Genomic DNA, 14,334 nt, shown 5'->3' with positions numbered 1-14,334 from the left:
GTTCTAGATCAGGGCGTGGATGGTTTTTCGGCGCCAGACGAGCCCGAAATAGGCGCCCTGCAGGACCATCATCGCGGCGAAGGAGGCGACATAGCCCCACCAGATCCCGGGCAGCCCGATCTGACCCGAAAGGAGCACGGCCACCGGGATCTCCACCCCCAGAATGGCGAAAAGCCCGATCACCATCGGCATCAGCACGGTGCCTGAGGCGCGCATGATCCCGGAAAAGATCGTGCCCGCCCCGAACATCAGCGCCGCCCAGGCCACGATATGCAGCAACTCCTGGCTCAGGTCCACAATGGCCGGGTCGGTCAGGAAAAGCCCGATGATCTGGCGGGACCCTGCATAGACGATCAGCACCAGCCCGCCCGTCAGGATCAGGTTCATCGCCATCGCGGTGCGCAGCACCTCGCCCAGCCGGTCAGGCCGCCCGCGCCCGATCATCTGCGCGCCAAAGACCGAAGCGGCGATCGAGATCGAAAGGGCGGGGAACTGAACATAGCTGATGATCTGGCTGACCGCGCCATAGGCCGCCGTCGCCTGAACCCCGTAGGCATTGACCAGCCCCACGATCACCAGCCCCGCCAGCGAGCCCGCCACCACCTGAACGCCGGTTGGCAGTCCGATCCGCAGGATCAGCGCGAGCAAGGCCGGGTCGGGGCGCATCGCCCGCAAAAGCGCGCGGTCCGGCGCCATCACATGCCCTTTGGCCGACAAATAGCCGCCAAGCGCGACCAGTGCCGCCAGAAAGGCAAGCCCCGCAGCCAGTGCTGCCGCCGGCGCGCCCAGAGGCGGCAGTCCGATCCAGCCCTGGATGAGGGCGGGGGTCAGGGCGGCGCCAAGGATCGTCGCGAAAATCTGCGCCATGAGGGGCCGCACCGTGTCACCTGTCCCGCGCAGAAGCGATGCCGCGACGAGAAAGAGAAAGGTGAAGGGCATGACCAGGAAGCTCATCCTCGCATAGGCCACGGCCTGCCCGAAAATCTCGGCCGGTGTGCCCAGCAGCGTCAGGATCTGCGCCGCGAAATGCCAGCCCATGCCCGCGATCAGGATGCCGCCTGCCAGCGCCACGGTGATCGAGGTTCCGGCAACGGCCTTGATCTTGTCCACAGCGCCCGCGCCTTGCGCCTGTCCCACCAGCACGGTCGCGCCCGCCGAAAGCCCGATCAGGAAGGCGATGAACAGGAACGCCACCGGAAAGAAGACCGACGCCGCCGCCAGCGCCTCGAACCCCAGCATCCGGCCCAGAAAGATGTTGTTGATCGTCATCGACAGCGACTGAAGGATGTTCGTGGCCATCATCGGCAGAAGAAAGACGAGGAACGGCCGCCAGAGAGGACGGGCCGCAGAGGACGCGGCGCTCATGCCCGGCCCCCGGACCGTGTGAGGATCTGCCCGAGGTCCGGCAGCCGCCCGAAGACCGCGTCGATCTGCGCCTCAAGCGTCTCGTCGCCAGAGAGCCATCCCTCCAGCGCGACCCGCGCCGCGTCGAGCATCAGGAGCGCAAGGAGCCGTGACAGGACTGGATCGTCCGGCAACCGCCGTCCGATCACCTCTTGCAGGGTTTCGCGCAGGCCGAAAAGTGCACTTTGATGCAGCGCCATGATGCGCGGATGTTCGCGGGTCAGTTCGATCATCGCGCGCAGCGTCTCGATCCGGCCTTCCCATGTCAGGCGCAGGTGGGTCTTGAAAAGCTGCGCCAGATCGTCCGAGAGATCCGCGTCCGAGGCCGTGAAGGCCGCGATGGCCTCGGGCGAGATTTCGCGCGGCGGGCCGAGGACGGCGGCCTCTTTATAAGGATAATAGTTGAAGAAGGTGCGGGGGCTAATCCCGGCAGCCTGGGCGATGGCCTCGGTCGTGATCTGCTCGAACCCGTGTTCGCGGGCCAGCGCGAGGGTGGCCGCCTGAATCTCCAGGGCCGTCTGGCGGCGGCGGCGTTCACGAAGGGACATCGGTATTCCTTGGCAAGATTTGCAGTTTGTGCAAGTTTTGCATATGGAACCTCGGGCCGCCCCGTCAAGCGACAAAGGCCCGCGCAAGGCGGGCCTTCGTTTGCTGCATGACAGCGCAACGTCAGTTGGGGGAGGTCAGTTGGGCGAGGTGTCTTCGCCGAATTCGCCGGTGCCGCCTTCGGCCTCGGGCATGTATTCCGGCAGGGCCTCCAGTTCTTCCTGCGTCATCGGCAGGTAGACGCGGATGTCGTTCTGGCCGCTGCGGAAGATCTGAAGCTCTTCATAGGGCACGGTCACGGATCGGGCGCCAAAGCCCAGGAAGCCGCCCACATCGGCGATCACCGCCACGACCGCCCCTTCCGCATCCAGCACCAGATCGCTGACCGTCGAGATGTTCTGATCGTCAGATCCGTAGATGTTCTGGCCGGTCAGCGTCTCGGCGGTGAGGGTGCGCGGATCGGAAAAGGGCTCATACCCGTCGGGGGGCGAGACCATCTGCGCGCCGGCCAGCGCGCCGTCTCCGGCACCCGTCTGCGGCTGGGCCGCTGTACCTTCTGCGACGCCTCCGCCGGGCGTCGGGGTTTCGCCGGTCGTTGCCGTCGCGTCACCGCCCGTCGGATCGACGATGCTGGTCGACCCTGCGGTTCCGCCGGTCGGGTCGCCCGGTGCGGGGTCGGGCGAGGACATGCCGGGGGATGCCACACTCGGGTCCGCGCCTTCGCCGGTCACGGCCGAGGGTTGATCGGGCGGCGGCAGAACGGGGGCGGTGGAGCCCGGCGGGTTTGCGGGCGTGGTGCCGGTGGCATCGCCTTGCGTCACGCCTTCCTCGGTCGGGGAAACGATGTCGGTCTCGGTGTCGGTTGGGGCCTGCACCTGCTGGGCGAGGCCCGGAAATGCGGCCACCGAGGCGAGGAGCACCGAAGAAATGAGGGTGTTCTTCATTTTCATGGCAAGATCCTTCCACGTGGTTGCGATGGGGTTTGTTGGAGTGACAACGCCGTTCAACCGCGTTTTGTTTCGGAAGGATGGCTGCCGCCGGGCGATGCCACAATGCGGAAGGCGGGCCGGGGCATAGCCATTCGGGAACCGGCACTGCCCCGAGCGGGTTTTCCTACCGTAGCGCAGGCCGGCAGATGCCCGCCAGGTCGCGCATCAGGAAAAGGAGTTTTCCCATGAACGGCACATTTGATGGCAAGCCCGCGGGCGGCCCTTCGCCGCAACGGCATGAGGCGATGGAAAAGGACCTCGGCAAGCTCGAGAGAGAGCTGGAAGAGGAAGTGGAGCACCCCGAGGGAGAGTTCGAGCATCCGACCTTTCCGGAAGGCGAGGAAGCCAAGGAAGAAGACGAAAAGCGCCGCGGTGGCAAGGGTCTGGATCGCGATCCGGTCTACGGGAACGGCTGATCGCCGCCGATCCTTGACTCCGTGCCTCAGAACAAGGAACCCCGGTAAAAACCGGGGTTCCTTTTTTGTCTCAGCGTTTGGCGTCCAGATCAGCCTCGGACCGGGCCAGATAGCTGCGCGTGATCTCGTCGAGATGGTCGAACAGCCACTGGGCCATGGCCTCTTCCTGCTTCAGGATGCCCTTGAGAACTTCGGCGGCGTGGGTGTCGCCCAGCTGTTCGGCAGTGGTGACGAGGATGCGATAGCTTGCGATTTCCATATGCTCGAACGCATAGCTGAAGAGCGCACCCTTGACGACCTCATCGCTGGCAAAGACGCCGCTCATATCCTGAAAGCTCGCCGTCACCTTGCTGGTGAAGTCCTTGAGCCCTGAGGCGCTCGTGTCATACCGTTCCAGTAGCGACGAAATCGCCTCGGCCTGACCTTTGGTTTCCTCGATATGCTGCTCGATGCGCTGGCGCAGCGCAGGGTAGTTCTCGATCCGGCCGGCCTGCCCCTTGAGCATGGTCAGCGCCTGTTCCTCGGCGGCATGGGCGTCACGCAGCCAGTCGACAAAGTTCTCGCGGATCTCGTTCATCATAATCTCCTTCCGACAAGGCAGGCCGGACCTCCCGGCGCATGCGTTGTCCATCGCTGCCCGAACAGCGGGAAGGCCAGGATGTTCCCGTGACGGAGCGTCAGGGAGCTTGTCGCCGAGATGGGGGGCCGAACGCGCAAGCAAGGTATCCTCGCACGTATCAACACACTGGTCATCCGCCAGAAGCGCGATGAGGGCGGGCAGGTCGTGCTGCCGCGCGTGGCACGGCTCGGGGCTGCGTCTTCCGGCAAGGATCCTTCAGGCAAGGATCAGACCAGCGTCGCCCGCAATTCCTGCTGAACATCGCGAAGGGCCGGCAGGTAGCGCCGCGCAAGGTCCGACACATCCGCCTGCGTCGCCGGCAGCCCGAGGTTCAGCGCCGCCACCACATGCCCGTGCGTATCCGTCAGCGGCACCGCGATGGACCGAAGGCCAAGCTCTACCTCCTGGTCGATCAGCGCATAGCCCTGTTCGCGCACAAGCGCGAGGCGGGCCATGATCGCGGCGGGGTCCGTCTCGGTCAGGGGCGTGCGGGCTGCCAGCGGGCGAAGGGCAAGGCGGGTGCGCGCCTCGGTCTCGGGCAGGGCGGCCAGCAGCACGCGGCCCATCGAGGTGCAGAAGGCCGGCAGGCGGCTGCCCGGCATCAGCGAGATCGACATCACCTTGCGCTGCGCCGCCCGCGCCACATAGACGATTTCGTCGCCGTCGAGGATCGAGACGGATGTGCTCTCGCCCAGCATCTGCGACAGGCGGTCCAGCGCGGGCTGTACCAGGGCGGGCAGGGGCATCGACGCGAGGCAGGCCATCCCGAGCCGCAGCACGCGCGGCGTCAGCGCAAAGAACTTGCCGTCATAGCTCGCATATCCAAGCTCGGTGAGCGTCAGGAGACAGCGCCGCGCCGTCGCCCGGTCAAGCCCCGCGGCCTGCGCCGCCTCGGCAATGGTCAGGCGCGGGCGGTCGGCCTCGAACGCCTCGATCACCCGCAGGCCCTTGGCAAGGCCGCCCATGTGGTTCTTGTCTGTCATTCCTACCTTGTGCGATATGCGAACAAAAGTCGTATATCGCACATATGGGGTTGAGGTCCACCCCTGCCTCCCCTAGCTTCGGCTCGGAAAAGGGAGATCACGATGGACAAGACAGTCCCCAGCCTTGCGGAGGCGGTCGCGGATATCGCGGACGGCGCCTCGGTCATGATCGGCGGTTTCGGAGGTTCGGGCGCGCCGATCGAGCTTATCCACGCCTTGATAGACCGGTTCAGGGCCACGGGTTCACCCGGCAACCTGACGGTCATCAACAACAATGCCGGCAACGGCCGGATCGGGATCGCCGCGATGATCGACGCCGGCATGGTGCGCAAGATGGTCTGCTCCTTCCCGCGGTCGTCGGACCCGCGCGCCTTTACCGAGAAGTACCTGGCCGGAGAGATCGAGCTGGAGCTGGTGCCACAGGGCACCCTTGCCGAGCGTATCCGCGCGGGCGGGGCGGGCATCCCGGCTTTCTACACGCCCACCGCCTATGGCACCGAACTGGCCGAGGGCAAGCCCGCCGCCGAGTTCGACGGCCGCACCTATGTTCAGGAACGCTGGCTGCGCGCCGATGTGGCGTTGGTCAAGGCGCATCTGGGCGACCGGATGGGCAACCTGACCTTCAGCAAGGCCGGGCGGAACTTCAACCCGCTGATGTGCATGGCGGCGGCCTGCGCCATCGTGCAGGTGTCGCGGGTGGTCGAACCGGGCGCGATCGACCCCGAACATGTTGTCACCCCCGGTATTTTTGTCGACCGTGTGGTCGAAGTGCCGGACCCGCAGCAGGAAGAACTCCTTATCCGTGCCGGAGCGACCCATCCATGACCGACAAACTCAGCAATGCACAGATCGCCTGGCGCGCGGCGCAGGACATCGCGGACGGTGCCTATGTCAATCTCGGGATCGGCTTTCCGGAGATGGTGGCGCGGTATCAGCCCCCCGGACGCGCGGCGATCTTTCACACCGAAAACGGCGTCCTGAATTTCGGCGACGCCCCGCCCGAGGGCGAGGAGGACTGGGACCTCATCAATGCCGGCAAGAAGGCAATCACGCTCAAGCCCGGGGCCGCATTCTTTCACCACGCCGACAGCTTTGCGATGGTGCGGGGCGGGCATCTGGACGTGGCGATCCTGGGGGCCTATCAGGTCGCGCAGAACGGCGACTTGGCCAACTGGCGCGTGGGCTCCAAGGGCGTGCCTGCGGTAGGCGGGGCGATGGACCTTGTCCATGGGGCAAAACAGGTCTGTGTCATCACCGAGCATGTGACCAAGGCCGGAGAACCCAAGCTGGTAGAAAGCTGCAGCTTCCCGCTGACCGGCGTCGGCTGCGTGACCCGCGTCTATACCAGCCATGCGGTGGTCGATATCGAGGACGGGCGTTTCCTGTTGCGGGAAAAACTGCCGGGTCTCAGTCTTGAGGCGCTGCAATCCATCACCGGGGCCACACTTCATACCGACGGCCCCGTAGGCGACCTGATCGTGCCGGAGCTGACATGACCGACGTTTACATCTGCGACTATATCCGCACCCCGATCGGCCGGTTCGGCGGCGCGCTGTCCTCGGTCCGGGCCGATGATCTGGGGGCCATTCCGCTGCGTGCGCTGATGGAGCGCAACGCGGGCGTTGACTGGGCCGCCGTCGATGACGTGATTTTCGGCTGCGCCAATCAGGCGGGCGAGGATAACCGCAATGTCGCGCGGATGTCCCTGTTGCTTGCCGGGCTGCCAGAGACGGTGACGGGCACGACGATCAACCGGCTGTGCGGATCGGGGATGGATGCGGTGATCATGGCCGCGCGTGCCATCCGCGCGGGTGAGGCCGACCTGATGATCGCCGGCGGCGTCGAGAGCATGAGCCGCGCGCCTTTCATGATGCCCAAGGCCGAAACCGCCTTTTCCCGCAATGCCGAGATCTATGACACGACCATCGGCTGGCGCTTCGTCAACCCGCTGATGAAGGCGCAATACGGCGTCGATTCCATGCCCGAGACGGGCGAGAACGTGGCCGAGGATTTCGCGATCAGCCGCGAAGATCAGGACGCCTTTGCGCTCCGCAGCCAGAACCGCGCGGCGGCGGCACAGGAAAACGGACGTCTGGCGCGCGAGATCGTCCCCGTGACGATCCCGCAGCGCAAGGGCGATCCGCGCGTGGTGGACCGGGACGAGCACCCCCGCGCCACCACGGCGGAGGCCCTGGCCAAGCTGCCGACGCCCTTCCGCAAGGGTGGGACGGTGACGGCGGGCAATGCCTCGGGCGTCAATGACGGCGCGGCGGCGCTGATCCTCGCGTCTGCCGAAGGCGCGCGGCGGCACGGGCTGCGGCCCGTCGCGCGGGTTCTGGGCGGGGCGACGGCGGGCGTCGCCCCCCGGATCATGGGGTTCGGGCCTGCCCCGGCCAGCCAGAAGCTGATGGCGCGCCTTGGGTTGACGGCGGGCGATTTCGCGGTGATCGAGCTGAACGAGGCCTTTGCCAGCCAGGGTCTGGCGACGCTGCGCGCGCTTGGCATCGCGGATGACGATCCGCGGGTGAACCCGAATGGCGGCGCGATCGCGCTTGGCCATCCGCTGGGGATGTCCGGTGCGCGCATCACCGGCACCGCCGCGCTGGAAATTGCGGGCCAGCCGGGGCAGCGCGCGCTCGCCACCATGTGCATCGGCGTGGGGCAGGGCATCTCCATCGCGCTGGAGGCCGTCTGACACTGTCGCCGTCCGACACTGTCATTGTGTCCCAAACGTCACGCCGGTCGCAAATTCCGGCGTGACTCTTTTCTGCGGCGAACAAGCTGTGCCTTCTGGCGTTCTTAACGGGAACTAAACCCGAGGTTGCCATTTCTGGCGCCGCACAAGCCTGGCAGGAAGGATCATCATCATGAAACACTTAGCAAGATCAGCCGCCTTCTCGGTGGCCAGTGTGGTTGCGTCCGGCGCGGCAGTCGCGCAGATGCCGGGCGATGTGACGCTTGGCGGGGGTGTCAGCACCCTGGGCGCCACGCTGGAGGTTTCCAGCCGCCTGACCGATCAGTTCGGTATCCGCGTGCCCGTCGGCTATGGCAGCTATTCCCGGACCGAGACCGTGGACGGAACGCCGCTTGACGGTGATCTCCGGCTGGGGGGCGTGGGGCTTCTGGCCGACTACTTTCCGATGGCGAACGGGTTCCGCATTTCGGGCGGCGTGTTCTACAACAACTACCGGATGGAAGGCGATGCGCGGGGCACCGTGACCGTGCAGGGCCGCGTCTATACCGGTGAGGTGAACGCCGAGGTCAATCCGCGTTCGGACTTCAGCCCGATGCTGGTGATCGGCTATGACAGCAACCCCTATAACGCCGGCTGGGGCTTTTCGGGCGATCTGGGCGCGATCTTCGGGCGTGGCTTTGATGTTTCGGTCACCGGGGAACAGGACGGCGGACCGCTGCTGCAGGACCAGTTCGAGGAAGACCTGGCCGATCTGGAACGCAGCATCCGTGACGACGTTTCCGGCTGGCGCACGATCCCTTATGTCAAGCTGGCGGTCACCTACCGCTTCTGAACGCCGTGCCCGTCACTGCGCCGCAGCCTGCGGCGCAGCCAGATCATCCCGCGTGAGGCGGGCGGTTGCAGAACGGGCACGTCCACCGCCAGCAACAGGACGCCGAGCGGGAGCATCCAGAGTCCAAAGATCGGCAGGACGGCGAGAAACCCGCCGATGATGAAAAAGATCGCGAGCGGTATGCGCCAAAGGCGCTGTTTCCTGCCCATCATCGGGTTGATGCGCTGCCCCATCCGTGGATAGCGGCGCATCATCGCATCTACCTGTCGCTGAAACCGCCGCTGGTCTCGGGTCATATCCGGCTCCGTCTGTCTGGCGGTTGACGACAGATAGAGAGGCGCCGCCGCATCTTCAAGAAGCCCGCCCCTGTCAGCGCGGAAATGTGAGCCGCCGGGCCGCCGCATGGAACCGGGTCGCGGGCTCGGGCCTTGATGCAGGGGCTGCCCGATATCGTCCCGCAGGGTGCGGGGCAGGGGGCCGACAGGCGGGACAAAATGGCTGAACTTGCGCGACGGATCTCTATCCTCGTGAACCCCGGCTCGGGAAAACGACGCGGCGCGGAAAAGCTGCGCGAGGTGACCGGGGCCGCCTCGGCCCATCCGGAGGTGACGGTCCGGAAGCTGGAACGCCACCGCCCGCTCGCCGATCAGGCGCAAAGCGCGGTGGCCGAAGGATATGACATCGTGGCGGCGGCCGGGGGCGACGGCACGATCTGCGGCATTGCGGCCGCCCTTGCCAAAAGCGGTCAGGTGATGGGGGTGCTTCCCTTGGGCACCTTCAACTATTTCGCCCGCTCGCTCGACATCCCGCAGGAACTCGGCCCGGCGCTCGATCTTCTGCGGACGGGTGAGGCGCGGCCGATCAATGTGGGCAGCGTGAATGATCGGCTTTTCCTGAACAACGCGAGCCTCGGGGCCTATCCCTCGATCCTCAAGTCACGCGAAGAGATCTACAGCCGCTGGGGCAGAAGCCGCGTCGCGGCCTATTGGTCGGTTCTGGTCGCGCTCTGCCGGCGCAGCCACTCGATCCGGCTGCGGCTGGTCGCGGACGGTCAGGAACATCGGTTCCGCACGCCGCTCGTCTTCATCATGCTCAACGCCTATCAGCTGCGCCAGCACGAGCTTGACGGCGAGGATATCATTCGCCGCGGCAAGTTCGCGGTCTTCGTGGCCCCGGATCTCACGCGGTTCGGCATGATCCGCACGGCGATCGGGCTGGCCACCGGCCGGCTGGAAAAGGCGCGCGATTTCACCCTGATCGAGGCGCGGGAGCTTCTGATCGACACCGGCCGCCCCCGCGATCTGGTCGCCCGCGACGGTGAGCGGGAAACGATGCGCGGCCCCTTCCGCTTTACCTTGCTGAGCGATGCGCTGCGGGTCATCGCGCCGGCTGTCGGACAGACGGCCGATCCGGCCTGATGGCAAGAATAGTGCATATGTCCGACCTCCACTTCGGTCGGGAGCGGCAGGAACTGCATACGCCGCTGATCGAGGCGGTGAACGCGCTGGCGCCCGATCTGACGGTGATTTCCGGTGACCTGACGCAACGCGCCCGCCCGGAACAGTTCGAGGCGGCCGCCGCCTTCATCGCACAGTTGCGCGCCCCGGTGCTGAGTGTTCCGGGCAACCACGACATCCCGCTCTACAATCTCGCGATGCGGGCGGTCCGACCCTTCCGGCGCTATCTGAAATCGCTCGGCCCGCTCGAAAGCACATGGTCCGCACCGGGGCTGACGGTTGCCGCGATCAACAGCGCCGATCCGATGCGCTGGCAGCGCGGACGCATCCGCCGTGGTTCGCTCCGACGGGCCTGCGCGGCCTTCCGGAACTCCGCCCCCGGTGATCTGCGCGTTCTGGTCCTGCATCACCCATTGCAGCAGGAAGAGGAAAGCGGCAAGGCCTCGACCATCGGGGCGGATGCGGCGCTGCGACGGCTGGGCGATTGCGGGCTCGACCTGGTGCTGTCGGGGCATCTGCATCGCTGGTCGGTGGCGCCCTGGACACGGCTGGACGGTGGCGGCGGGGGCGCGGGCAGCGCTGTGCAGGTGCAGGCAGGCACCGGCCTTTCCGACCGGCTGCGCGGCGAGGAGAACGACTTCAACCTCATCACCCGCGACGGCGACCGGCTGAGCGTGACGCGCTACATCGCCGGGCCCGATGACAGTTTCACGCCGCTGCCAATCCTGCACCTGCGGCGCGGGGACGATGGCTGGATGCGCGAATGACGGACTGGCCCGGCTGACAGCCATTTTTTCCCTTGCGGCGACAGGATACAGACAGCATCCATTCCGACCGGGGGAGAGAGCTCGACTCGGGCGGCACAGCGGACAGGACGGACAGGATGACATCGGCCAGCCAACCCCAATCCGGAACCGGGATAATCCTGCTCGCGCTCGCCATGGGCGGGTTCTCGATCGGCACGACCGAGTTCGCGGCCATGAGCCTCGTGCCCTATTATTCCGCCGATCTGGGGATCAGCGAGGCCGAGGCGAGCCACGCGATCAGCGCCTATGCGCTGGGGGTCGTGGTGGGCGCGCCGCTGATCTCGGCCTTCGGGGCGCGCATGTCGCGCAAGCGGCTCCTGATCCTGTTGATGCTGGCTTTTGGGCTGGCGAATGTGCTTGCGGCCCTCGCCCCGGAATATCGCAGCATGGTGCTCTTCCGCTTTTTCTCGGGCGTGCCGCACGGGGCCTACTTCGGGGTGGCCTCGCTGCTGGCTGCGTCGCTCGTGCCGCAGAACCGCCGGACATGGGCGGTGTCGCGGGTGATGATGGGTCTTACGGTCGCGACCGTGGTGGGCGTGCCGGCGGCAAGCCTGATGGGACAGCATCTTGGCTGGCGCTGGGGGTTCGGGGTGGTCGGGCTGCTCGCGATGATCACGGTCACGCTCTTGATGCGCCACGCGCCCGATGACCGGGGCGATCCGACCGCAAGCCCGCTATCCGAGCTTTCGGCGCTGGGGCGGCGTCAGGTCTGGCTGACGCTCCTGACCGGGGCGGTCGGCTTCGGCGGTCTTTTCGCCGTCTATACCTATGTCGCCTCGACCCTGCTAAGCGTCACGCAGGCCCCTGAATGGACCGTGCCGGTCGTCCTGATGATCTTCGGTCTGGGGATGCTCACGGGGACGGTCGTGGTGGGCCGGATCGCGGACCGTGGGCTGATGCGGACGGCGGCGGGCATCATCGTGACATCCTTCGTGATGCTGATGATCTATCCGATGGCATCGGGCAGTGTCTGGACCCTTGCGCCCACGGTCTTCATGATCGGGGCAAGCGGGTCTCTGGGCCTTGTGCTGCAGACGCGCCTGATGGATGTGGCGGGCCGGGCGCAGACGCTGGCCGCCGCGCTCAACCATTCCGCCTTCAACGCGGCGAACGCGCTGGGGCCGTGGCTCGCATCGCTGGCGATCTCGGCGGGATACGGGTTCGAAAGTTCGGGCTATGTCGGCGCGGCGCTGGCGGTTTGCGGGCTTTTGATGCTGGGCATCTCGGTCTGGGACCAGCGCCGGTCCGAGGCGCTGTCTCCCTGCTGACCGGCGCCCTCTTACGCGCACGGGATGCGCATAAGTATGTAACCGTCTTTCCGTGTTTTCATGTGCTTGCGTCCACCCTAATCTCGCCGCGCGGGGGAAGGCATGGCGGCGGCACGCAAAAAAGGCACGTTTTCAAGGCAGGTGGTGATGACCGTCATCACCATTTTTCTTGTTGGCTTGGTCACCGTTTTCATCCTCGGCTGGACGGCGATCAATCGGATCGATGCCGCCGCGGTCGAGCGGGAGACGCGGGTGGCCGAGCGCAGCTTTGCCGCCCAGGCCTGGAACCTGGAATACGAACAGCGTAGCGTGACCTTCTGGGACGACGCCGTACTGCGACTGCGCGAAGGCGACATGGCCTGGACGGCGGTGAATATTGGCGTCTGGATGCAGAACTACTTCGGGCATGATGAGACCTATGTTCTCGGCCCGCGGGGCACCTCCGTCTATGCCTCGCGCGGTGGTGAGACGATCCCAGCGGATCGTTTCGACGAGATCGCCGAAGAGGTCATTCCCGTCTTCCGCACCCTGCGCGGCAGGATGGCCGAGGCGTCGATGGGAATGGAGGATTCGAACGCCGCGATCGGCGACATTTCCGAAACCGCCGTGCTTCCGGGGCGGGGGCTGGGCTATATCGCAAGCGTGATGCCGGTTTTGTCGGATTCGGGTAATGTGCCACAGACGCCCGGGACCGAATTCATTCATGTCGTGATCCGGCACCTGGATCAGTCGTTGGCCGACAAGGTGGCCGAGACGTTCGAACTGCGCGATCCGAGGTTCGAGCCCGCGGGCACGCCAGGATCGCGGGACAGGCTCTCGATCCCGATCCTGGGGCCTTCGGGGGATGTCGTTGCGCAATATTCGTGGACGATCCTGCGGCCGGGACGCCAGATCCTGATCGAGGTGCTTCCTGCCCTGGTGGTGGCGACGCTGGCGGGGTTTCTGCTGCTCTTCAACGTGGTGCGCCATCTCCTGCGGACGTCCCATCAGCTGGAACTGCGCGAGGCACAGGCCCGGTTCCTGTCGTTGCATGATGCGCTGACAGGCCTCCCGAACCGGATCTATTTCGACCAGCGCCTGACCGAGGCATTGGACGCGTTGCGAAAGGGCGGTCCGCCCGTGACCTTGCTGAGCCTCGATCTCGACCGCTTCAAGACCGTGAACGATGCTATGGGCCATCCGGCGGGGGACGAATTGCTCAAGCAGGTCAGCCGGCGGCTTACCGGTCTGTTGCGGCGGGACGACATGGTCGCGCGGATCGGCGGGGACGAGTTTTCAGTGCTCGTCATCGGGCGGCTGCCGCCACAGGAGCTTGAGGATCTCTGCCGTCGGATCATCGGTTCCGTCTCTGAACCCTATGCGCTTGCAGTCGGCCCCGCGCATATCGGCGTCAGTATCGGTGCGGTGCGGTGCGACACATCCGATCTTGGCAAGGACGAACTGTTGCGGCGCGTCGATGCGGCGCTTTATCAGGCAAAGCACAGCGGACGCGGGGGATACCGGATCTTTACCGAAGAGAGCGAAGAAATAGAAAAACGGTGCCAGGAGATGGAGGTCGATATCCGCACCGCGCTGCTGCAGGGAAAGGATCTGCGTCTGGTATATCAGCCGCGCGTTGACTCGGAAAACCGTCTCGTGGCTGCAAAGGCTCTGGCCCGCTGGGATCATCCGGTTCACGGCCAGCTCTCGCCCGACATCTTTGTCAATATCGCCGAGGAACGCGGCATCATTTCCGAACTGGGGCGCTTTCTGATGCAGAAAGGGATGCGCTTTGCCGCGGATGTGGGGTTGCCGCAGCTCGCCTTCAGCATTTCTTCGCGTCAGTTTGCGCAAGAAGGTTTTGCTGACGTGGTGCTGACGACAGCACGCGAGGCGGGCCTGCCGACGTCGCGCGTCGCATTGGAACTGACCGAAGACGCGTTGGTCCGGACCGGGGCGGTTGCCGACAACCTGGACGCCCTGCGCGCGGCCGATGTCACATTGATCCTGCGTGTGACCCCCGACTCCGATCCGGCTGTCATGGAAAAGGCAACGGGCGTGAATGCGATCCGGCTTGACCGGATGCTGATCGCGCGGCTCGGTATGGACGGGGCTAACGACGCGCTGGTCAAGGCATTCTGCACGAGCGCCCGGGCCGCCGGTCTCTCGATCATCGCAGAAGGGGTCGAGAGCAAGGGACAACGACACCGCCTGGCCCAGCTCGGATGTCACCTATTTCAAGGCTTTCTGCTTGCGCGCCCGCTGGAAGCTGCGCAGCTTGCACGCCTTATGACAGAGATGGCGAGCCCCGCAGCACCGCGCCCCGACCATTGCGGCTGA

At 65.7% G+C, this 14,334-nt stretch carries 16 protein-coding genes; 10 read left to right on the top strand and 6 right to left on the bottom strand.

What is annotated here, in order from left to right:
- Nucleotides 1–3: 3 nt before the first annotated feature.
- The 3 genes from ACFSGJ_RS12490 to ACFSGJ_RS12480 form a co-directional block, all read right to left on the bottom strand.
- Nucleotides 4–1,365, bottom strand: a complete 1,362-nt coding sequence (locus ACFSGJ_RS12490) for an MATE family efflux transporter (protein ID WP_390262197.1) — start codon at nucleotides 1,363–1,365, stop codon at nucleotides 4–6.
- Nucleotides 1,362–1,952 carry a TetR/AcrR family transcriptional regulator gene (locus ACFSGJ_RS12485; RefSeq protein WP_390262194.1) on the bottom strand — a complete coding sequence of 197 codons (591 nt, stop codon included), beginning with the start codon at nucleotides 1,950–1,952 and terminating at the stop codon, nucleotides 1,362–1,364. The genes ACFSGJ_RS12490 and ACFSGJ_RS12485 overlap by 4 nt, the downstream gene beginning before the upstream one ends.
- A 135-nt stretch (nucleotides 1,953–2,087) precedes the next feature.
- Nucleotides 2,088–2,900 carry a PRC-barrel domain-containing protein gene (locus ACFSGJ_RS12480; RefSeq protein ID WP_390262191.1) on the bottom strand — a complete coding sequence of 271 codons (813 nt, stop codon included), beginning with the start codon at nucleotides 2,898–2,900 and terminating at the stop codon, nucleotides 2,088–2,090.
- A 224-nt stretch (nucleotides 2,901–3,124) separates the two neighbouring features.
- Between ACFSGJ_RS12480 and ACFSGJ_RS12475 the strand changes: the two genes are divergently transcribed.
- Nucleotides 3,125–3,355 (top strand): hypothetical protein, encoded by a 231-nt coding sequence (locus ACFSGJ_RS12475; RefSeq protein WP_390262188.1) that lies wholly within the window; start codon nucleotides 3,125–3,127, stop codon nucleotides 3,353–3,355.
- 70 nt (nucleotides 3,356–3,425) lie between these two features.
- On the opposite strand, the gene ACFSGJ_RS12470 is transcribed toward ACFSGJ_RS12475, so the two are convergent.
- Nucleotides 3,426–3,932, bottom strand: coding sequence for a ferritin-like domain-containing protein (locus ACFSGJ_RS12470; protein ID WP_390262185.1), 507 nt, complete (start codon nucleotides 3,930–3,932; stop codon nucleotides 3,426–3,428).
- Nucleotides 3,933–4,052: 120 nt separating this feature from the next.
- Here ACFSGJ_RS12470 and ACFSGJ_RS12465 point away from each other — a divergent pair, with 120 nt between their 5' ends.
- Nucleotides 4,053–4,232, top strand: a complete 180-nt coding sequence (locus ACFSGJ_RS12465; RefSeq protein ID WP_390262182.1) for a hypothetical protein — start codon at nucleotides 4,053–4,055, stop codon at nucleotides 4,230–4,232.
- On the opposite strand, the gene ACFSGJ_RS12460 is transcribed toward ACFSGJ_RS12465, so the two are convergent.
- Nucleotides 4,202–4,957: an IclR family transcriptional regulator domain-containing protein gene (locus tag ACFSGJ_RS12460; RefSeq protein WP_390262179.1), complete on the bottom strand. Its 756-nt coding sequence runs from the start codon at nucleotides 4,955–4,957 to the stop codon at nucleotides 4,202–4,204. The genes ACFSGJ_RS12465 and ACFSGJ_RS12460 overlap by 31 nt on opposite strands.
- A 102-nt stretch (nucleotides 4,958–5,059) precedes the next feature.
- On the opposite strand from ACFSGJ_RS12460, the gene ACFSGJ_RS12455 reads away from it, so the two are divergent.
- From ACFSGJ_RS12455 to ACFSGJ_RS12440, 4 genes are all read left to right on the top strand, one after another.
- On the top strand, nucleotides 5,060–5,782 hold the full coding sequence (locus ACFSGJ_RS12455; protein ID WP_390262176.1) for a 3-oxoacid CoA-transferase subunit A: 723 nt from the start codon (nucleotides 5,060–5,062) through the stop codon (nucleotides 5,780–5,782).
- Nucleotides 5,779–6,453, top strand: a complete 675-nt coding sequence (locus tag ACFSGJ_RS12450; RefSeq protein ID WP_390262173.1) for a 3-oxoacid CoA-transferase subunit B — start codon at nucleotides 5,779–5,781, stop codon at nucleotides 6,451–6,453. The genes ACFSGJ_RS12455 and ACFSGJ_RS12450 overlap by 4 nt, the downstream gene beginning before the upstream one ends.
- Entirely contained in the window at nucleotides 6,450–7,652 is a 1,203-nt protein-coding gene (gene pcaF / locus ACFSGJ_RS12445; protein ID WP_390262170.1) for a 3-oxoadipyl-CoA thiolase, read from the top strand. Before ACFSGJ_RS12450 ends, pcaF begins: the two co-directional genes overlap by 4 nt.
- A gap of 172 nt (nucleotides 7,653–7,824) precedes the next feature.
- Nucleotides 7,825–8,484 (top strand): acyl-CoA synthetase family protein, encoded by a 660-nt coding sequence (locus ACFSGJ_RS12440; RefSeq protein ID WP_390262167.1) that lies wholly within the window; start codon nucleotides 7,825–7,827, stop codon nucleotides 8,482–8,484.
- Here the strand turns inward: ACFSGJ_RS12440 and ACFSGJ_RS12435 are convergent.
- Nucleotides 8,472–8,780 carry a tryptophan synthase subunit beta gene (locus ACFSGJ_RS12435; RefSeq protein ID WP_390262164.1) on the bottom strand — a complete coding sequence of 103 codons (309 nt, stop codon included), beginning with the start codon at nucleotides 8,778–8,780 and terminating at the stop codon, nucleotides 8,472–8,474. The genes ACFSGJ_RS12440 and ACFSGJ_RS12435 overlap by 13 nt on opposite strands.
- Nucleotides 8,781–8,978: 198 nt before the next feature.
- Here ACFSGJ_RS12435 and ACFSGJ_RS12430 point away from each other — a divergent pair, with 198 nt between their 5' ends.
- The 4 genes from ACFSGJ_RS12430 (at nucleotide 8,979) to ACFSGJ_RS12415 (ending at nucleotide 14,334) form a co-directional block, all read left to right on the top strand.
- Nucleotides 8,979–9,902, top strand: a complete 924-nt coding sequence (locus tag ACFSGJ_RS12430) for a diacylglycerol/lipid kinase family protein (RefSeq protein WP_390262161.1) — start codon at nucleotides 8,979–8,981, stop codon at nucleotides 9,900–9,902.
- 17 nt (nucleotides 9,903–9,919) lie between these two features.
- Nucleotides 9,920–10,708, top strand: a complete 789-nt coding sequence (locus ACFSGJ_RS12425; RefSeq protein ID WP_390262157.1) for a metallophosphoesterase family protein — start codon at nucleotides 9,920–9,922, stop codon at nucleotides 10,706–10,708.
- 116 nt (nucleotides 10,709–10,824) lie between these two features.
- Nucleotides 10,825–12,015, top strand: a complete 1,191-nt coding sequence (locus ACFSGJ_RS12420) for an MFS transporter (protein ID WP_390262154.1) — start codon at nucleotides 10,825–10,827, stop codon at nucleotides 12,013–12,015.
- 147 nt (nucleotides 12,016–12,162) lie between these two features.
- Entirely contained in the window at nucleotides 12,163–14,334 is a 2,172-nt protein-coding gene (locus ACFSGJ_RS12415) for a putative bifunctional diguanylate cyclase/phosphodiesterase (protein ID WP_390262152.1), read from the top strand.

The sequence above is a fragment of the Halodurantibacterium flavum genome (assembly GCF_042681825.1).
In the GTDB taxonomy this organism is placed as follows: domain Bacteria; phylum Pseudomonadota; class Alphaproteobacteria; order Rhodobacterales; family Rhodobacteraceae; genus Halodurantibacterium; species Halodurantibacterium flavum.
The sequence above is the reverse complement of the archived record's forward strand: the minus strand, read 5'-3'. Positions and strand labels throughout refer to the sequence as shown.